Annotated in this window: 16 protein-coding genes; 1 reads left to right on the plus strand and 15 read right to left on the minus strand. The window is 42.3% G+C overall.

Annotated elements, in window-relative coordinates:
* Positions 1–91: 91 nt before the first annotated feature.
* The 15 genes from JMX13_RS03280 to JMX13_RS03350 all read right to left on the minus strand — a co-directional run bounded on the left by JMX13_RS03280 (position 92) and on the right by JMX13_RS03350 (position 20,233).
* On the minus strand, positions 92–397 hold the full coding sequence (locus JMX13_RS03280) for an integration host factor subunit beta (protein WP_201543363.1): 306 nt from the start codon (positions 395–397) through the stop codon (positions 92–94).
* Between the two features lie 254 nt (positions 398–651).
* Positions 652–2,340: a 30S ribosomal protein S1 gene (gene rpsA, locus JMX13_RS03285; RefSeq protein ID WP_201609668.1), complete on the minus strand. Its 1,689-nt coding sequence runs from the start codon at positions 2,338–2,340 to the stop codon at positions 652–654.
* Between the two features lie 234 nt (positions 2,341–2,574).
* Positions 2,575–3,330 (minus strand): (d)CMP kinase, encoded by a 756-nt coding sequence (cmk, locus tag JMX13_RS03290; RefSeq protein WP_201609534.1) that lies wholly within the window; start codon positions 3,328–3,330, stop codon positions 2,575–2,577.
* A gap of 180 nt (positions 3,331–3,510) precedes the next feature.
* Positions 3,511–4,053 carry a tRNA adenosine(34) deaminase TadA gene (gene tadA, locus JMX13_RS03295; RefSeq protein ID WP_201609535.1) on the minus strand — a complete coding sequence of 181 codons (543 nt, stop codon included), beginning with the start codon at positions 4,051–4,053 and terminating at the stop codon, positions 3,511–3,513.
* Positions 4,054–4,062: 9 nt separating this feature from the next.
* Entirely contained in the window at positions 4,063–4,800 is a 738-nt protein-coding gene (locus JMX13_RS03300) for a uracil-DNA glycosylase (RefSeq protein ID WP_201609536.1), read from the minus strand.
* Between the two features lie 196 nt (positions 4,801–4,996).
* The gene (gene clpA, locus JMX13_RS03305) at positions 4,997–7,558 is read right to left on the minus strand and encodes an ATP-dependent Clp protease ATP-binding subunit ClpA (protein ID WP_201609537.1); all 2,562 of its coding nucleotides are present in this window, start codon (positions 7,556–7,558) and stop codon (positions 4,997–4,999) included.
* A 639-nt stretch (positions 7,559–8,197) separates the two neighbouring features.
* Positions 8,198–8,605: an ATP-dependent Clp protease adaptor ClpS gene (locus tag JMX13_RS03310; RefSeq protein ID WP_201543369.1), complete on the minus strand. Its 408-nt coding sequence runs from the start codon at positions 8,603–8,605 to the stop codon at positions 8,198–8,200.
* Between the two features lie 164 nt (positions 8,606–8,769).
* Positions 8,770–9,666, minus strand: coding sequence for a hypothetical protein (locus tag JMX13_RS03315; protein WP_201609538.1), 897 nt, complete (start codon positions 9,664–9,666; stop codon positions 8,770–8,772).
* A gap of 103 nt (positions 9,667–9,769) precedes the next feature.
* Positions 9,770–10,837, minus strand: coding sequence for an N-acetyl-gamma-glutamyl-phosphate reductase (gene argC, locus JMX13_RS03320; protein ID WP_201609539.1), 1,068 nt, complete (start codon positions 10,835–10,837; stop codon positions 9,770–9,772).
* Positions 10,838–11,016: 179 nt separating this feature from the next.
* Positions 11,017–12,153, minus strand: coding sequence for a uroporphyrinogen decarboxylase (hemE, locus tag JMX13_RS03325; RefSeq protein WP_201609540.1), 1,137 nt, complete (start codon positions 12,151–12,153; stop codon positions 11,017–11,019).
* 281 nt (positions 12,154–12,434) lie between these two features.
* Positions 12,435–13,607 (minus strand): glutamate 5-kinase, encoded by a 1,173-nt coding sequence (proB, locus tag JMX13_RS03330; protein WP_201609541.1) that lies wholly within the window; start codon positions 13,605–13,607, stop codon positions 12,435–12,437.
* A 139-nt stretch (positions 13,608–13,746) separates the two neighbouring features.
* On the minus strand, positions 13,747–14,952 hold the full coding sequence (gene cgtA, locus JMX13_RS03335; protein ID WP_201543383.1) for an Obg family GTPase CgtA: 1,206 nt from the start codon (positions 14,950–14,952) through the stop codon (positions 13,747–13,749).
* A 317-nt stretch (positions 14,953–15,269) separates the two neighbouring features.
* Entirely contained in the window at positions 15,270–16,715 is a 1,446-nt protein-coding gene (locus JMX13_RS03340) for a glyceraldehyde-3-phosphate dehydrogenase (protein ID WP_201609542.1), read from the minus strand.
* Positions 16,716–17,130: 415 nt separating this feature from the next.
* The gene (locus JMX13_RS03345; protein WP_201609543.1) at positions 17,131–18,558 is read right to left on the minus strand and encodes a lipocalin family protein; all 1,428 of its coding nucleotides are present in this window, start codon (positions 18,556–18,558) and stop codon (positions 17,131–17,133) included.
* A 529-nt stretch (positions 18,559–19,087) separates the two neighbouring features.
* On the minus strand, positions 19,088–20,233 hold the full coding sequence (locus tag JMX13_RS03350) for an NUDIX domain-containing protein (protein ID WP_201609544.1): 1,146 nt from the start codon (positions 20,231–20,233) through the stop codon (positions 19,088–19,090).
* Between the two features lie 248 nt (positions 20,234–20,481).
* Between JMX13_RS03350 and hemP the strand changes: the two genes are divergently transcribed.
* Positions 20,482–20,640 (plus strand): hemin uptake protein HemP, encoded by a 159-nt coding sequence (hemP, locus tag JMX13_RS03355; RefSeq protein WP_227672156.1) that lies wholly within the window; start codon positions 20,482–20,484, stop codon positions 20,638–20,640.
* Positions 20,641–20,697 lie beyond the last annotated feature (57 nt).

Raw genomic sequence — 20,697 nt, forward strand, 5'->3', positions numbered from 1 at the left:
ATTGTACTAGTTTAAAGACGAAAAGCTTTTAATAGTAAGAAGCAACTCTCATAATTAAAAGATTAAATGCCTTACTATTATGCTTACCTTACTAACCGTGGGCTACTTTATCATTGACTGCTTCACGTAGCGCTTTGCCAGGCTTAAAGTGTGGAATCGCTTTGGCAGGTACTGGCACGCTTTCCCCTGTTTTAGGGTTGCGCCCCATACGTGCACGGCGATGATGGAGACAAAAACTACCAAAGCCGCGTACCTCTACTCGGCCGTCATTGGCCAAAGTATCGGTCATCAAATTTAATATTTCGCGTACTGCATCATCGACGACGATATCTGTCATGTTGTCACAATTCGCACTCAGATTACTAATAAATTCGGACTTGTTAATTGCTTGCTGCATTATCACACGGACCTTATTGATTAATGGATAAGATGATTATGAAGTAAATAATAATTTTATGATTATTTAGATTTACGTTCACATCTCGTTACTCAATGTTGCAAATAATAGCGGATATTAGCGTAAATAGGAATAAGAGTTTGACCTTTTATACGAAATCGCTAAGTATTTGTCTCATACTCAAATTTAATCACAAAAAAAAGCGACCGGAGTCGCTTTCTTTTTATATGCTAATTATATCAACAATATACAGCTTACTGCATTTGTTCTTTGATCAAGTCACCAATAGTTTTTGGCTGTGCATCAGTACTAGCAGTAGTGCTAGTAGTACCAGTGCTGCTTAGCTCTTTAATCGCTTGGCGCTCTTCAGCTTCGTCTTTTGCTTTGATTGACAGGCTGATGTTACGAGTTTTGCGATCAACACTGATGATTTTAGCTTCAACATCATCACCAACGCTCAAGTGCTTAGTCGCATCTTCAACGCGGTCACGTTGAATCTCAGAGGCACGTAGGTACGCTTCAACTTCATCAGCAAGTTCGATAGTAGCACCTTTAGCGTCTACTTCTTTTACTTTACCGTTAACGATAGCACCACGGTCATTGTTGACTAGGTATTCGTTAAATGGATCTGAAGTCAATTGTTTCACACCTAGGCTGATACGGTTAGCTTCTGAATCTACAGACAATACCATTGCTTCAACGGTGTCGCCTTTGTTGTAGTTACGGATAGCATCTTCACCGGTTTCATTCCAAGAAATGTCTGACAAGTGAACTAGACCATCAATACCGCCATCTAGACCGATAAAGATACCGAAGTCAGTGATTGATTTGATCGTACCAGTGATTTTATCACCGCGCTCATGTTTCTTATCAAACTCATCCCATGGATTGGCTAGAGTTTGCTTGATACCTAAGCTGATACGACGACGTTCTTCGTCGATATCAAGAATCATCACTTCAACTTCATCACCCACTTGAACAACTTTCGATGGATGGATGTTTTTGTTGGTGTGATCCATCTCTGATACGTGTACTAGACCTTCAATACCTTCAGAGATTTCAGCGAAACAACCGTAATCAGTTAGGTTGGTTACGCGTGCTTTCACAACTGCACCTACTGGATAAGTACCGCCAACGTTATCCCAAGGATCAGTACCTAGTTGTTTTAGACCTAGGCTAACGCGATTGCGCTCACGGTCAAATTTAAGTACTTTAACTTTAAGATCTTGACCAACTTCAACAACCTCAGATGGATGCTTGATACGGCGCCATGCCATATCAGTGATGTGCAATAGACCATCAATACCACCAAGATCAACGAATGCACCGTAATCAGTAAGGTTCTTAACGATACCTTCGATCTCGATACCTTCTTCAAGCTTGTTCAATAGCTCTTCGCGCTCAGCTGAGTTTTCAGCTTCCATAACCGCACGGCGACTAACGACAACGTTGTTACGTTTTTGATCAAGTTTGATAACTTTAAATTCTAACTCTTTACCTTCAAGATGCGTCGTATCACGGATAGGACGTACATCTACTAAAGAACCTGGCAAAAACGCGCGTACTGAACCGATATCCACGGTAAAGCCGCCTTTTACTTTGCTAGAAATAATACCTTTTACAATCTCATCGTTATCAGAGATTTTTTCAAGGAAATTCCAAGTTTCAACGCGTTTGGCTTTTTCACGTGACAGTAAGGTTTGACCCATACCGTTATCAACTGCTTCAACCACTACGTCTACTGTATCGCCAACTTCAAGTTCGCCTTCTTCGCTTAAAAACTCTTCACGAGCGACGATACCTTCAGATTTTAGACCAGTATCGACAGTGATCCAGTCGTTATCGATGGCGACAACAGTACCGGTGATAACCGAGCCACGCTCGATATCCAGACCTGTTTCTTCGATGCTCGCTTCAAATAGTTCAGCAAATGATTCCATTATGTCTACCTTTGTATAGCCGTATCCTGTCCAGCACAGTACGGATCAAATGTATGATTGCATAAAACGAGAATACTGGTTTTATATCCTATGCAGCCATATATAAAAACGTTTGTTGCTAATAAGCGAATGGGTCAGCAAACTCACTAGCAACAACTGTCTTATAACTACCTTCTATAATTTTATACTAAAATGACAGCCATAGGAAACCTTTTAATACTTAATATGTTGTTTTTATTAACGATTAAAACAAATACCTTGATCTTGACAATGCTTTTTTACCAGCTCATAAACTGCATCAGCGTTTAGGTTAGAGCTATCTAAAACCAGCGCATCTTTTGCCGGTCTTGACGGTGCTGTTGCTCGGTTTTCATCACGCTCATCTCGCGCTTTAATCGTTGCAAGAATCGCGTCAAAGTCTGCCACCTGCCCAGCCTTTAATAGCTGTGCCACGCGGCGCTCTGCACGAGCGGTAGCGCTTGCAGTCAGATAGACCTTTACATCGGCATCGGGGAAAACCACGGTGCCCATGTCGCGACCATCAGCGACCAATCCTGATTGGGTTGCCATGTCTTGCTGCAATTTAAGCAATGCTTGACGCACCTTTGGATAAACTGCGACTTGTGAAGCATAACCGCCAACGGTTTCATTGCGTACTTGCTCACCAATCTTAGTGCCATTGACAATGATATCCACGCGCCCTGAATCGCTATTAGGCTCAAAAACAATCTGTAAGCTTTGAGTTAATGCTAACAGCGCTTCCTCATCGATACTTTGCTCGCCAGCCATATTTAATAAATCTGCTTCAAACGCTTTTAGACCAACAATGCGATATAATGCCCCTGAATCAAGCAGCTGATAGCCTAAATTTTGCGCTAAGCGCCACGTAACCGTGCCTTTACCCGCCCCACTTGGACCATCAATACAGATAACTGGATAGCGCAATGAAGGCATATCACTATTGTCATTCGTAACAGGTGTGGAAGCAGACATAACACTCACTTAATCGTCGGCAAAGCTGACTTCGTGGTAAACAAAGAATTTCCCTGTGCTATCAAACGCTTGCACGATAATAGACAGATGCATAAGCAAATAGGGCAATAGTATAGCAAACAAACTTCTCCATCACTAGCAATGTGAACAATATCTTGTTAATGGTTTGGGCTGACTTTTTTATCTTTTATTCTGTTTTGACGCTTGTCGGCGCTGCCGGAAAAAAGCCTTTAGCATCTGACTGCTATGTTCATGACATAAGCCTTTATACACTTGAATACGATGATTATAAAAAGGTTCGGCAGCCAAGTTCATTTGACTACCAACCATGCCAGCTCTCGGCTCACTAGCAGCATAGACAAGCTTGTCGACACGAGCATGAATCAGCGCCCCAATACACATGGTACACGGCTCTAAAGTCACATATAGCGTTGTCTGAAGTGGCAAGCGATAGTTGTTTAAACGCCTGCAGGCATCTCTTAATGCAACTATCTCAGCATGCGCAGTCGCATCATGGCGTCCAATCGGCTCATTAAAACCTTGCCCTATCATCTGCTGATTATGTACCAGTATCGCTCCTACGGGCACTTCTTCACGCGCAGCGCCTTGCTTAGCAAGGTTAAGTGCTTGTTGCATCCAGTTGACATCTTCGACTGACCAAAATTGACCTGTAGCAAGGTGGTGGTTAACTGGCGGATAGTGCTGCAAGCTTATATTTTGCATATTTTTCATTTATTGCGGTAACTGCCAATCGATGGGCGTTTGACCATGCTGTATTAGATAATCATTGGTCTTAGAAAACGGCTTAGAACCAAAAAACCCACCACGGTTAGCAGCCAACGGCGATGGATGTACAGCGGTCAGAATCAAATGTTTATCGGTATTGATATATTTACCCTTTTTCTGCGCTTTACTGCCCCACAATATAAATACCGTATGCTCAGTTTGTTCATTGGCCACATCAATGACCGCGTCGGTAAACTGCTCCCACCCTTTATTTTGATGGCTATTAGGCTCGCTTTCTTTAACCGTCAAAGAACTATTGAGCAATAACACCCCTTGCTGCGCCCAATAGGTTAAATCGCCATGTTTTGACGGGGCGATACCAATGTCACTCGCCATCTCTTTTAGTACATTATTTAAAGACGGCGGTTTTGGTATGGCTTTTGGTACTGAAAACGATAAGCCCATTGCTTGCCCTGGTCCGTGATAAGGATCTTGACCTAAGATAACAACCTTAACCTGTGATAAAGGTGTTAAGTTCAACGCATTAAACATCAAAGGGGCTGGTGGATAGATACTATCGTCTGATTGATAAGCTTCTTTTAAAAACGCACGTAAGCTATCCATATTGTCAGAGGTTAATTCTTCTGCTAAGGCGTTCTTCCAGTCTTCTGGTAAACGTACATTATCTAAAATCGCTTGTTTTTGGGCATCGGTTTTTGCGGATTTTTCGTGGAACAATTCCATGGTATGTCCTTTTTTATTTTTTATAGGGTGATAAAAATATCTTTGCTAATGGTTCATAGTGCATTAATAGCAGTAAAAATTCATCGCAGTAAAATTTAAAGTGCCATGATTATAAACTATAGCCTTATCATAAATTATAGCAATAAAAAAACGGCTACTGTAGTAACCGTTTTTTTATTGCAGTGCGACAAATACACTAACTGGCTAATGATTCAGAGTCTGGATGAGGCTCATGCGTCTCAACGACCTTTAAGATAATACGGCTGTCTGCTGAGCCTTTGTCTGAACCTTTCTCTAGCTTAACAGAATTGCCGTCTTGAGCTTTAGTATCTTCAGGCTCCAAGGTTAGATGAACAACCCCGCCATTGACCAAGTCGCCAAACAAAATCATGCTTGCCAATGGCTTCTTAATCTCGTCTTGAATCAGACGCTGCATAGGACGCGCACCCATTAGGCGATCATAGCCTTTGTCTGCTAAGTAATCACGTACCTCATCGTCAATCTCTAACGTTACTTGCTTATCATCAAGCTGGACTTGTAGCTCAACCAAGAATTTATCAACAACAGAGACAACGACTGAGGTATCTAATGGGTTAAATTGGATAATAGCATCAAGACGGTTGCGGAACTCAGGCGTAAATACGCGTTTGAGCGACTCAGTATTATCACGGCTATGGTCTTGTTGCGTAAAGCCCATAGAAGAGCGACTGATACTATCCGCACCGACGTTGGTGGTCATAATCACAATCACTTGCTTAAAGATAGCCACGCGACCGTTATTATCCGTCAAGGTACCATGATCCATCACTTGCAATAACAAGTTAAAAACATCAGGGTGCGCTTTTTCGATTTCATCAAATAACAAGACACAATGCGGATGCTGATTGATTTTTTCAGTCAGCAAACCACCTTGATCATAACCAACATAACCAGGAGGCGCACCAATCAGACGTGAGGCAGTATGCGCTTCCATGTACTCTGACATATCAAAGCGAACCAACTCAACACCCAACAAGTTTGCTAGCTGACGTGAGACCTCTGTTTTACCGACCCCTGTAGGACCAGCAAACATAAATGAACCAATCGGTTTATCAGGTGCTTTAAGGCCAGCGCGCGAAAGCTTAATGGCATCGGCAAGCGTTGCAATGGCTTCGTCCTGCCCAAATACCAAATGCTTCAAATCACGGTCTAAATGCTGAAGAATGCTCTTATCATCACTTGAGACTGATTTGGGTGGAATACGCGCCAGCTTGGCAACGATGGCTTCAATATCGGCGACATCGATTTTTATCGGTGCACGCTTAGCTTTAGATTTTTTAGACCCATCAGCTTTCGCTCTATCGTTGGCTTTTGTAACCTTTGCTTCATCTTGCATCTCGTTGAACGTATCTCTATCATTGATGTTGTCATTGTCAGCATCAAGACCCTCTTCATCAGCATCGATTTGAGCATCAAAATCTTGCTCTAAATCAGCAATAAAGCTCTCTTCGGCGTCAATATCGTCCAAATCAGCCACGATACCTAAGCGCTTATAAGCACCAGCTTCATCGATGACATCAATGGCTTTATCCGGTAAAAAACGCTCATGGATATGCTTAGCCGATAATTGAACAGCAGTCACCAAAGCCTCGTCGGTATATTCAACATTATGGAACTCTTCATAACGCGTTTTCAGCCCACGCAAGATATCGATAGTGTCATCGACGCTAGGTTCTTTAACATCAATTTTTTGGAAACGGCGTGATAATGCATGGTCTTTTTCAAACACTTGACGATATTCAGTAAAGGTTGTCGAACCGATACAGCGCAGCTCACCATTGGCAAGGGCTGGTTTGATTAGGTTTGACACATCCATATTGCTACTCATTGACGAGCCTGCGCCAATAATCATATGAATCTCATCAATAAACAAAATCGCATTGGGCTTTTTCTTTAGCGCATCAAGTAGCGACTTCATACGTTTTTCAAAATCACCACGATACTTAGTACCAGCGATTAACGAGCCAATATCTAGGCTATAAATCACGCAGCCGTTAAGGGGTTTTGGTGCTTTATCATTGATAATTAACCATGCCAAACCTTCGGCAATCGATGTTTTACCAACGCCTGGCTCACCAACCAATAACGGGTTGTTTTTACGGCGGCGACATAGCACTTGGGCGGCACGCTCAATCTCAGGGCCACGACCAATCAATGGGTCGGTTTTACCTTCAGCGGCGCGTTGGTTTAAGTTGGTTGCAAATTCGACCAAGGGATCTTTACTGGTTTTTTCTGAGGCACTGCGGCGCTCACCAGTCATCGAAGCACGTGGCTCAGATGGCTCGTCTTTGTCCTGACCATGTGATAAATACTGGGTCAACTCTAGACGACTGATGCCTTGTTTTTTAAGCAAATAAACCGCGTAAGTATCATGCTCTGAAAACATCGATACTAAAATATCAGACCCTTCAACCAGACGACCCCCACCAATAGACTGCACATGGAAAATAGCCCGTTGCAGGATGCGATCGAAGCTTTGGGTCGGTTGCGGTGATTGCTCAGTATCTGGATCTACCGTTGGTGTATGCTTATTGATATAAGCTTCTAGCTCACTGCGCAAGGTTGAGACATTGGCATTGCAAGCAGTCAAGGTATTGGCAGCATTGGTATTTTCCAATAATGCCAATAGTAGATGTTCAACAGTGAGATACTCATGCGATTTTTGGCGCGCAAGTGTCATTGCTAAACGCAAAGAAACTTCAAGATGACGACTTAACATAAGGACTTCCTACGGTTGTACCTATCTTATTATTGATAGCTTTATGAATGAGTTAGTAACTAAATCAGGGCGATAGATGGATTGTTCAAGGGCAATGTTAGGATTATTAAGAGACTTTACTGAATGTTGTTAAATGAAGACTTCCATGACTTAAGTATTATTTTCAGCTTACCTTTATATCAACATGATACTTAAAGATAGTCAATCTATTAACACTGATTAAAATGTATCGAAGTGTCCAGCAGGCCTTTTAGGCACATTCATAGAGTCAAAAAATCATACTCAACGAAATCATTCGAGTGTATATTTTGGAGATTGGCTTTTAAATATAATACGGATAAAAACGCTAAAACGATTTGGAAAAACGAGGAATAAATAAAATTAAGTGTACAAGAGTATACTTTAATATATAGGGTTATATAGAAGGGAAATCAAGTCTGGATTTAAAGAATAGGAAAATTTAGAGGATAATAAATAGAAGGATTTACATTACACTTAATGTGAATAAATATAATAGAGCAAACCATTGAGTAACTCGTAAGGATTGCTCTAGATTAGAAAGATATTTTGACGAATAAAAAAGCGAAAAGTAGAAACCGCGGCAAGCGAAGAAAGCTTTGCTACAAAAGCGGTCTAAAATTATTCGCCCTGATGCGGCTCGATTTGAGTCAATAAAGGATAGCCCTCACGGTGAGCAAGGCTATTAACTTTTTTGGCTTTGGTTTCAGCGATATCTTTTGGATAAATACCAGCAATACCTTTGCTACTATTATGAATAGTCAGCATGATCTCAACCGCTGAATCCATACTATGACGAAATTCTGACTGCAGCACATAAACGACAAACTCCATCGGCGTGTAGTTATCGTTATACATCACCACCGCATACATCGGCGGTTTTGCCACTTCTGGCTCTGCCACCAATACATCAGCTTGCGGCGTGGTTTCACTCTCGGTATCGCCGTCTTGAGCAAAATGCAGCGGCAGATTGGGGAAATGCCAATCAGCAACGGTGGGCGTTGACTGTAATATGGTTTGTTTTATCATAATTAGAATACAAATTAATAGGTGGGTTTATAACAGCATAAAAGAGGATCAAAAAATGAGCAGATATGTCGACATGTTGAGACATCACTAAGCGTTAGTATTGGACACAGCAACATGAAATAGTAAAAGATGCAAACAGTAAAGTTCAGTCAAACCTTGTAAGATTAAGGTTCAATCGGGCTTTCATCAACCTCTGGCAAGTCTAATAATGACAGCGGCATATTATCAACCTTATCGCCAAGCTTCCAATCGTATAACTGCTCTACTTCCTGCCCGCCTGCTTTCAAGCTCAGCTTAACCTGCAAAGGCTTGAAACCTGACGGCATCATAAAGCGACCACGAATACGGGTAATACCTTCGATGGTATAACTGGCTGGTTCTAACGGCACTTCTACAAAGTCATCGTTATTGAGCAATGTCAACGTTGGTTTTAAGCGTTTGGATTTACCATCGCTAGCAAGCATCGCAACATCAAAGCCATATTCAAAAGCGTTCTCAGGTAAAGGTTGAATCTTCGCGCCAAGTATCTGTAGTGGCATACCGCCTTGTTTACTAAGCAATTCGGCATATATCTCATTAAGCTGTGCTACTTGTTTATTTTCAACGGTCAGTTCTTGCTGATTTTCACGCAACTCTTTTAGGTTTGCCAGACTTATTTCCAGCTCTTGCTTAGCGGTAGCCGCTTCATTGGTCGCAATTTTACTGCTAAGGCGTAAATCCTTTAGCTCTTGCGTCGCCTCTTTACTGGTAATAACCGCTTGCTTGGCTTCGGTTTGCATCGAATAATAGCCGCGCTGATAGCCAAGCTTATGACCAAATAACAGCCCTACCACCGCCGTTACCAATATCGCTACTACAAATAATGCCAACACTAAAGTAGAGGCACCTTGCTGCGAGTGACTGATGCCATGGCGACTGATAGCCACATCACTGCAGCGATAACAATTGCGATGATCAGCATAAGAGAGATGCGAATCGCGCGCCACATTATAGGAAATAGAGTCTTGACACGCTAAACGTGCTGGCTGTGGGCAAAGGCGTAGTACATTCTTCAAACGCATTTAGACAGTATCTCTTAACAGTAAGGGCAGGTTATTATAGCGGAATTTATAATCAATACCTAGCGCCATAAATATGAAGGATTTGATAATAGATGAACATCTTTTAAGGAACAATAGGGGCAAAGTTTAAGCCCATTGATTCATCGAAACCAAACATTACATTCATGTTTTGTACTGCTTGCCCAGCCGCACCTTTTACCAAATTGTCTTGTACGACAATTACCGTCAGCTCAGCACGCGCATTGTCTTGATGGATACCAATACGTAAGCGATTACTAGCACGCACGCTGCGCGTATCAGGATAAAGACCTTTTGGCATCACATCCACAAACGGTTCTGCAGCGTAGCTTGTTTCAAACATTTGCTGCCAATCAATAGCAGCGCCTGCATCCGTCAGCTCAAGATGAATAGAGCTGAGCATCCCGCGTATCATTGGCACCAGATGCGGTAAAAAACGGATACGATGGCTAAATTGACTCTCTAGTAATTGGGCAACGCCCTGTTCAATCTCTGGCAAATGCCGATGACCTTCAACGCTATAGGCTTTGAAATTGTCTGTGGTTTCAGCATAGTTAAGCGCAAGCTTTGCTTGACGACCCGCACCCGAAACACCAGATTTTGCATCGATAACGATACGTGACTCAACCAACCTTTCTGCTTGCTGGTTTTGCGCATCGATAATAGGTTTTAAGCCTAAGATAGCCGTGGTTGGATAACAGCCAGGGTTACCGATCACCAAAGCATTGGCCAGTTTTTCACGGTTGACCTCAGGCAAACCATAAACAGCTGTCTTTAATAGCTCAGGACAGGCATGCGCTTGCTGATACCAATGCTCAAATTCCGTTAATGACTGCAAACGAAAATCCGCAGCCAAATCAATGACTTTTACGCCCGCTTCAGTTAACGCCTCTGTTTGCTTCATTGCCACGCCATGTGGAGTCGCAAAAAACACCACATCGCATTTTTGCAATGTCGCTATCGTCTCACCACCTAAGTCGCTAAAAACGATATCTGAGATGCCGCGTAAGCTTGGGAAGATCTCATCAGCTCGGGTGCCAGCTTCGCTACGGGATGTTAGCAAATCAATAGACACTTCAGGATGGGCAGATAATAAGCGAATCAGCTCAATACCTGTATAGCCTGTGCCGCCGACAATCGCTGCTGAAATCATAAGATAGCCCTTTTTTCTTTATTCAGTGTGTTACTCAATTAATGGTAGATAGCTATAATGCTTACACCTCAGTATAAACATTATAACTTCTAGTTTTCTAGCTTTTGGTTTCATAGCTTCTTGATGTTAACGCGGTTATTAGCACTGTTAAATGCTCGCTTTTTTAAAAATTAGCGGCGTTAAATCTTATAGTCATGTACCGCATCGATAAATACTTTGGCATTATCAGGGTCGACCCACTGGGTAATACCATGACCTAAGTTTGCTACATAGCCTGTTTTTTCGCCACTCGCATAAGCGCTATCCAGCATGGCATTGACTTCAGCACGGATGGTTGCAGGCGAGCCATATAAAGTTGCGGGATCTAAGTTACCCTGAATCGCTTTGCTACTTTGTAGTTTTTTATGCTGCTTAGTCAATTGACGCTGACTTTCCGTCAAGACTTGACGGGCACGATCAAGAGGCATCGTCCAATCTAGGCCCAAGGCATCAGCTTCACTATCCGCTTGGACATCAAGCCAAATACCGCCACCCTTAGTAAATAGCACCACAGGTATTTCAGGATGACGTACCTTTAACTCAGCGACAATGCGCTTATTATAAGCATGAGAGAAATCGACAAACTGACGATGACCAAGCGCACCGCCCCAGCTATCAAATATCTGTAATACCTGTGCGCCTGCTACAACTTGTGCATCCAAATAATCAATCACTGACGTTGCTAACTTGTCTAATAATTGATGTAAAAATTCAGGATTACTGTATAAAAAACCTTTGGTATAACGATAATCTTTTGAGCTACCGCCTTCAATCATATAAGTCGCTAGCGTCCAAGGACTGCCAGAAAAACCAAATAAAGGCACTTGACCATTGAGCGCGGTACGGATACTTGTCACCGCACGCATGACATAATCAAGCGAGTCATTGACATCGAGTATTGGCAATCTATCTAAATCTGCTTGCGTACGAATAGGATGTTTAAACTTTGGACCTTCACCGGTTTCAAAATATAAGCCCAGCCCCATCGCATCAGGAATGGTTAAAATATCACTGAATAAGATAGCGGCGTCCAAGTCATAACGACGTAGTGGCTGCAAGGTAACTTCAGTTGCACGCGCGGTATCTTTACATAAGCTCATAAAATCACCAGCTTCAGCGCGGGTGGCTTTATATTCTGGTAAATAACGACCAGCTTGGCGCATCATCCACACAGGCGTGGTATCTATTGGCTCAAAACGCAGTGCGCGTAGCAATCTATCATTTTTTAAAGGCGCAAAATTCTGCTCTAGCGCGTTATTATTGTCTGAAGCACTCATGTACAAATCTCCAAAACAGCCCTATCGTTATTCAAATGAACAGTTAAGCAAATGCATAACAAGGCTGGATAAAATAAGTTAAAGAAAAGAATATTAAAACGCTCAGATAGCGACACTCTATTACAGAATCCCAAACTTGCTGAAGAACGGGTTATGGATCAACCGTTATAAAGTCTTATTTAGAATTTTTAGAGCGTCATTTGCTGTTAGCCTTTAATCAATAATGTCGTACTTATATTTATCTTTCTTACCTACAAAATAAGATAAACAAACTAAACCGTTTACATGGTCAGCGCTAAGTTATCACGGTGTACCATAACTACGCGCTCTTCATTGTTACCAAGGATTCTATCAAAATGCTCTGTACGCTCACGAGCCACACGGCAAGCATCGCGCGATGAGAAGTTCACTTGACCGACAGCGATACGCTCGCCCGTATCTTGATGAACAATCTCAACCACGTCGCCTTCATCGAAATCGCCGCGGACTTCTACCACACCGACTGGTAACAAGCTCTTGTGATGTTCAACCACTGCTTTGGCAGCACCAGCATCAACAAGTAAAGAACCTGACATGCGTAAATGCGCCGCTAGCCACTGTTTACGTGCAATGATTTTATCTTGGTCATTGGTGGTCAGTAACGTACCGACGGCTTCGCCAGAAACCACACGCGTGATAACATCGTCGATAGCACCACTGACGATGACCGTCGGACAACCGCCCATGGCAGCCAAGCGACCAGCACGGATTTTGGTTAGCATACCGCCGCGACCAAGTTTGCCACCGTCACCGGCGATATCAAATAAATAATCAGCCATCGCCCGCTCTTGGCGGATCATTTTGGCATTCGGATTATTACGAGGATTATCGGTAAAGACGCCCTCTTGATCCGTCAAGATAATGTATAAATCAGCATTGACCATCGCTGCCGCCATCGCACCTAAAGTGTCATTATCGCCGAATTTAATCTCATCAATGGTAATGGTATCGTTTTCATTAATTACTGGCAGCACACGCCATTCTAATAATTGCGTCAACGCCCCAGTGGTATTTAAATAGCGACTACGATTAGACAAATCATCATGAGTCAGTAGCAGCTGCGAGCTTTGAATACCATGCTGAATCAACGCTGACCACCAAGTCTCAATTAAGCCCATCTGACCGATAGACGCACAAGCTTGTAGCGCCGCCAATTTTCTCGGACGCTCTTCAAGATTCATACGCACCACGCCTTCAGCAACCGCACCTGAAGATACAAGTAATACTTCAACACCTTGCTTATGCAGCTTGGCAATCTGTTTTGCCCACTCGTAAATGGCAGTTCGATCAAGCCCTCGCCCATTATTGGTTAATAACGATGAGCCAATCTTGACAATAACGCGCTGAATATCAAAGTTGCGAGCTTGCTTAACAAACCTTGCTTCTTCGGTCGTGTTCTCTATGTCAACTGCCATATAAACTCCTGTTGCTAGTGTAAAGTGATTACGGGATTAAATTAGGAAATATGCGAACACCTATTTAAAGAACGTAAACTTAAATCACCTAAAGTCAAAACTCGTGAACTTAAAGCTTGTGAAGTTAAAGGAAGTACGCTTAAGGCACGTACATCACTTCAACGCCATCATCATCTAGATCATCGTCGTCGTTTAAGTCAATGCCTTCACGCGCAGCTTTGCGAGCCGCACGATAGGCTTCACGCTGTGCTTCGGTATTCAGACGTACTTCTGCTTCTAAGCGCTCAAAACGCTCTTTTTGTGCTTCAGCAAAAATAGGATCTTCGATTTCACGCTCACGCTCACGCTCAATCTCATTCATTAAATGGTATTTAACGGCATCGACGCCTTCGCCAGTCAATGTCGCGGTACGGAATACAATACCTGTCCAACCAAGCTCAGCCACAATATGCGTACAAAGCTCATTTAAGTCTTCTTCAGCAACCTGATCGATTTTATTCAAGATTAAAATCTGTGGCAAATTGGCCAATTCAGGTGAAAAACGCTCAAGCTCATTTAAAATAATACGGGCGTTTTCTACTGGGTCACTGCCATCGATTGGTTTTACATCAACCAAGTGTAACAGACGACGCGTACGAGCGACATGCTTTAAAAAGCGAATGCCAAGTCCTGCCCCTTCTGAAGCGCCTTCGATTAAACCTGGAATGTCGGCCATGACAAATGAGCGATGACGACCGATATCTACCACGCCTAAATTTGGTACTAACGTGGTAAATGGATAATCGGCCACTTTTGGTCTAGCGGCAGAGACTTGGCGGATAAAGGTCGATTTACCAGCATTAGGCAAACCAATTAAACCCACATCAGCCACAACTTTTAGCTCAAACTTAAGAACTTTTAACTCACCTTCAAAACCAGACGTCGCTTTACGCGGTGCTTGGTTGGTCGAGCTTTTAAAATGGGTATTACCCAAACCACCATCGCCACCTTTGGCAATCAGTAAAGTCTGACCAAGCTCAATCAAATCACCTAACACTTCGTCAGTTTCAGTATCGACCACAGTCGTACCAATTGGGACTGGCAAATAAATGTCATCAGACCCTTTACCGGCACAGTTCTTACTATGACCATTTTCACCACGCATGGCGTCATAACGACGCGTATAACGATAGTCAACTAGAGTGTTGGTGTTGTCCTCTGCAATGACATAGACATCTCCACCCTTACCGCCATCGCCGCCATCAGGGCCACCGCGAGGGACATACTTTTCTCGGCGAAAACTGGCGATTCCGTTACCACCGTCACCTGCTTTTACCGTTACGACGGCTTCATCAATAAATCGCATCTTACGTTCCTTTATTTACCATCCAGTTTATAAACTGGTTACAGTCAACGACCGTATTTTAGGTAGTAGCTATATGTTTGGGTAGTTATGAAAAACTTAATAAGTATAAAAAATTCTTTAAAAAAGTACGCCAGTTAGAATGCAATGTCATTCTTAGTTAGCATTTATTATGACAACAACACCCGATAACCATTCGGACTATCGGGTGTTTAAGTACCGCCTTTAACTATTTACACCGATTTATCTAAGATAAAGCTTACTTTCGTATCGCTGTTTCGTCTAAGCAGAAGCAGCTAAAATAGTAGATGTGCAATGTTTTACGCGGGGATTTGCGTATAGCTGATACCAGCCATTTGCGTTGCCAAACGTAATACCTGCGTGCTATAGCCTACTTCGTTATCATACCAAATATAAACGATAGCATGGTTATCAGTCAAAATCGTTGCTTGGGCATCGACAATACCGACGTGCGTATCACCGACGAAATCCGTCGAGACCGCTTCGGTAGAATCTGTATAAGCAATCTGCGTCTGCCACTGACTGCTATTAGAAACTTTACGCATGAACTCATTTAACGCATCAGCACTAGCTGGCGCAGTTTTAAGATTCAAGTTCAAAATCGCTAAGCTGACGTTTGGCGTTGGCACGCGAATAGCATTACCCGTTAATTTGCCGCTAAGCTCTGGCAGTGCTTTACCAACCGCCTTTGCCGCGCCAGTACTGGTGATAACCATATTCAATACCGCACTACGGCCACGGCGATCGGCTTTATGATAGTTATCGATTAAATTCTGATCATTGGTAAACGAATGAATGGTTTCAACGTGACCGTTTTCGATACCATATTCGTCATTTAATACTTTTAGTGTTGGGGTAATGGCGTTGGTTGTACAGCTCGCCGCACTGACGATAGTATCATCGCCAACCGTGTCGTTATTCACGCCATAGACGACGTTCTTAATATCGCCGCCCGCAGGTGCGGTTAGCAATACTTTTTTAACACCAGTAGACTGCAGATGCTTACCAAGACCGGCTTCATCTTTCCAGATGCCCGTATTATCAATGACCAATGCATCGTTAATACCATAAGCAGTATAATCAATCTCGCTTGGGTCTTTGGCATAAATCACTTGCACAAAGCGACCGTTGATAATCAAACCGTTGTTTTCGTTATCGACAACCACGCCACCAGCGAAGCTACCATGAATCGAATCACGTTCAAGCAATGAGGCACGCTTCGCCAGATCGCCCGCTGCTGCAGGACGTACCACAATAGCTTTTAACTGCATACCCTTGGCGCTTGATGCTTGTGACAACAATAGGCGCGTTAAGATACGACCGATACGACCGAAACCATATAGCACGACATCAGTTGCGCCATTGCTAGCGCCTTTATCAGTACCAATAGACTGTAAAGCCGCTTGTAAATCACTGTCATTAGCCATCAGCTGACCGACATCGATACGCGCCGCTTGGATATCTTTGTTCTCTGCAAGCGCTTTAACCATCGCTAACGTATCAGCGATATCGATAGCTTTAGCACCTTGCTCACGTAGCGCCACTTTTTGATGCAATGCCAATATTTGACCTACAGAAGTCGTATCTAGCGTATCGCCAAACAAAGTCACTTGCACATCTTGCTCGTTATAAAGCTTATTCAATAGCCCCATCAACTCAATGGCTTGTTGCTCTTGTTGGTTATAATTGCTCAAGTGATCTTGATGTAATTGGCGTAAGGTATCAGCGTTGCTCACGAGAAACATCCTTATGGTCAGTAATTAGGTAATCAGTAAAGTATGAAGAAATATAAATAGATAGGTCATCATTAGTTTAGCTAATGATTCTAAAACGATAACGCTCGACTGTTGCTTCGATGGTTATGGTCACCGTTTTTATCAGCGTAGTCTTTAGATAAGAGAGATTTTAGCCTAAAATGCCTTATTTTGCTAGTGGTAACCGAATTCGCCGCGTTTATGAAGCAGATTATTAAAATATAGCCTGCTCGTTAAAAATAAAGACAGCTAAACTTGCTGTCCCATTTTTGATGAGCCAAAAACGCTGTAGAAATCTGATGAATATAAAATGTTTAAGTAGCTGTCAGTAACAGACTATTAATAACGAAATACTAATAACTAACTATTAATAATCGATAATTGGCCTTCATAACTAATAGATATTTTATGGCACCAATTTCACTGTCTGATTGGTCTGCGGCGTAAGTTTGAACTCTTTTAAATCATAGCCCTGTTGTTGGGCAATCTGGCGGTATTTGGCATAGGTTTCTTGACTCACATTTGGCGAACGCGCTAGCAACCATAAATAGTCTTTATCCGGTGTACCAACCAGTGCGGTTTTGTAATCTGCATCACGTGCCAGTACCCAATAATCCGCGCGACCGACAGGTAACCAACGAACCCAAGAGGGTAAGAAAGTAACTTTTAATTTGCTGCCCGTCGCATCAGCTGGTTTGGCTAAGCCTTCAGCTACGATATCTGAACCGTCTTGCGCTTTACACTGGTTAATCACTTTGATGCCTGAACCGTCTGTTTTTTCAACATAATTCGCGGTCACATCACTGGCGCAATTGCGCTGGAAATACATTGGCAAACGACCTATCTCATACCACGTGCCCGCGTACTTTTTAAGATCAACGCTATCAACTGTAGTTGGTACACTTGCAGACTTATGAATGATAGCACTCGGCTTGATGGATAATGTCTTTGTGCTGGTTTTATCCGTCGTTGCATTAGCGGTCACATTAGCTTTAGCCACAGTAGTGACGGGGGGCGTCGCCGCATACGCTGAGAACGCCGCCAAAGGGATAATAATCGCTAAGGCAATACCTGTGTGCTTGATAAGTCCATTCATAAATATGCGCTCCGGTATCTCTGTTACAGCTGCATCGGCAGTGTCAGCAGAAAGATGGTTTTTTGTTTTAGAGTCACTGGTTTTGGTTTTATCCTTTCTAGTCGGGCTATCTTCTGTACCTATAGCATCCGCCTGTCCCTCTACCATATCATCTTCAACAGAGTGCAGCTTTGATGATTGTGTATCTACCTTTAGATTTTCATCAATATTAATATCAGTCGTTTTTGTCACTTTTTGATAGCTATGGGCTTTTTTATATCCATGATTAATCCGTGGACTTTGTGAGTCTTGCGAGCTTTCAGCACTCTGATTATTTTTATTGTGTCTAGCAACCTTACTCGTGCTCGGCTTGCTTTTCATATTGCTAGTTTCAATACCAATAATGCTGCTAGCTTTATGATTGCTATTCTTAATCATTGCAGACTCTGTTGCCTCAGGAAGGCTTTTTTTAACGCTTTTGTAGCCAAAATAGCTATCATATGCTGACGTATCTGTCACCAAATGGTTGGAGTGTTCGTCGTTAGCACTGTCATAGTGGTCATAATGATAGCTAGCGTCATTACTGGCGTTACCAGCCTCTGACGGCTTATCTGTCTTTAGATGACCTTTATTAATCTGGCCTTTCTTAAGATAGTTCTTTGTAAGATGGGGCTGACTTGGCTGGCTAGTCTGCTGCGATTGAGAACCAGCTGCCTGAGAATCAGACCATGCTGATTTAGGTAACTTATTGGTTTTCATAGGAGTACCATTTATTAATAAGGATAGTTAAAAATTCTTTATTAGAAAAGTATCAAATCATTATCAATAATCACTTTAAATATAAAAAAGCAAAGACTGAAAACTAAATAAAGTTATAGCCGTATACGCTATAAATTCTAAGAGGCACTGCCTAAATGTCATAAGTACATGACAATAAGAAGCTGTTTTTAGCAGCCTATATTGGAAAATAGCTGCCAAATAGATATATAACAAACTGATTCAGCGCCTTTGATAATTTGACAGTTCATATTAATGGCAAAGACGCCATGAGAACAGTGTCGCAATGTAGGGAAACGCAACGGTTTGTAAGTAATTCTACATTTATCTGATAGAACGAACACATAGTTACTGATTGTTAAAACAGTATTGAAATCAGTGTTTTGTAATCCTCTAGACTACTCATTTAAGCTGTCTTACCCCCTGCTCTAACCCTTTACCTAAAAGGCGTTTCAGTTAATCAACCATGATAAGAATGATCAAAACAATAGTGTAAAAGCCATTCGATGTATTACTCGAAAAACTGCCTGATTCCAGCAACAGCAAAACCGCCATACTGCTCCGCTTGTATGCTCATTACTGGTGATAAACCGCCCAAACCTATCACTGGCATATCTGCTAATTTTGCTAATTCTGACCATGCCTGCCAGCCAAGTTGCTTAGTCTCAGGATGAGTTTGGGTTGCTAAAACAGGTGACAGGAAAATACCGATGATGGGGGGTAATTGCTGCTCTAAACGTACATGCGCCAACTTATTAGCGGCATTAATACTCTCAGCATCATGACAACTTACAATCACTGGATAGCTTAATAAATGGTCTGAAAATATGCCGTAGTACGATGCATTGTTACTCTGATGAACATCGTTATCGGCATAACTTAACCACTGCATAAGCTGCGTTTGGGTTAAATGCTTTGCTACAATCTGGCGGTTTATTTTTATGGCTTGCTTATGCGCTGCGTTGCTTTCAAATTCAGTAGGTACAATCGCATGAATATCTGGACGCAAGCTTAATAACTGCTCTATATTCTTATACAAGTCCATGGCTTTTGGTCGGACATAAACCCATGCGTCATGCGCTAAATGCACCGCATGATACTGTAACCATGCCGCTGCTGGATCAGCCGCGTCATCGAAGTGTGCCAATGGATAGGTAATTACTATCTGTTGTGGTAAGCGCAACCATTCAAGAATGGTTTTATTGGCGGCAGGCAGATGGTAATCTCCTGCCAGTAACTTCGATTTATCTACCCAAGTTAGCACCTGACCCTCTAAACCTTTATGACGGTGTTTATACTGTTCATACTGCTGCACGCTCAGCGCTACCTTATAGACCTGCAAGCAAACCTGCTTATCACCATAGTCATGATGCAGGCGCCCAAGCTTTACAGCACTATTATTAGCGATATCAATGCCCGTCTCTTCGGCAACTTCGCGTATCAGCGCTTGCTTAGCCGTTTCGTGGCCATCTATCTTGCCTCCTACGAACTCATAACGGTTACCTTGATGTTGTGAAGCGTCTCTAAACCCTAGCAAATACTGGTTGTCATGATAAATGACTGCCACTGCAACATTGACGACAGTTATTGCATTTGCGTTGCTTATCCCGTTTTTATGCGATGAGTGTTCTATCGAGGTTGTTATTTGAATTGCCATCTTAGTGCCCTTTATCAAAATATTTATGGATGCCTTTATCGCTATTTTATTATCCTGATTGATAGCTTTTAGAGTATTTATAGCCTTTATAAATGAGGCTTTATATAAGTTTACATAATAACTGTCATTTATTTTATCAAATAGCTTGCAAAAGCTCTCAATGTAAATGATAATTATTATCGTTAATAACTTACTTTATATCACTATATTTGGTTCAATTATTTTATCAAAAGGAATTTATCATGAGCATGGTCATCTCTCGTTATTTAAACTGCCGCGAAAACCGCTTACCTACGCTACAGTCACAGCATTTATTTGCACTGACTAAAGAGGTGCGTATCGAGCATGAAGGCGAAGAATACCGCTTACGCTTAACGCGTAACAACCGCTTAATTTTGACCAAATAGATAGACTGCTCATCGCATAAAAAAACGCCTTTATCAAAAGGCGTTTTTTACTGGATT

It is taken from the genome of Psychrobacter immobilis (assembly GCF_904846285.1).
Lineage (GTDB): Bacteria > Pseudomonadota > Gammaproteobacteria > Pseudomonadales > Moraxellaceae > Psychrobacter > Psychrobacter immobilis_D.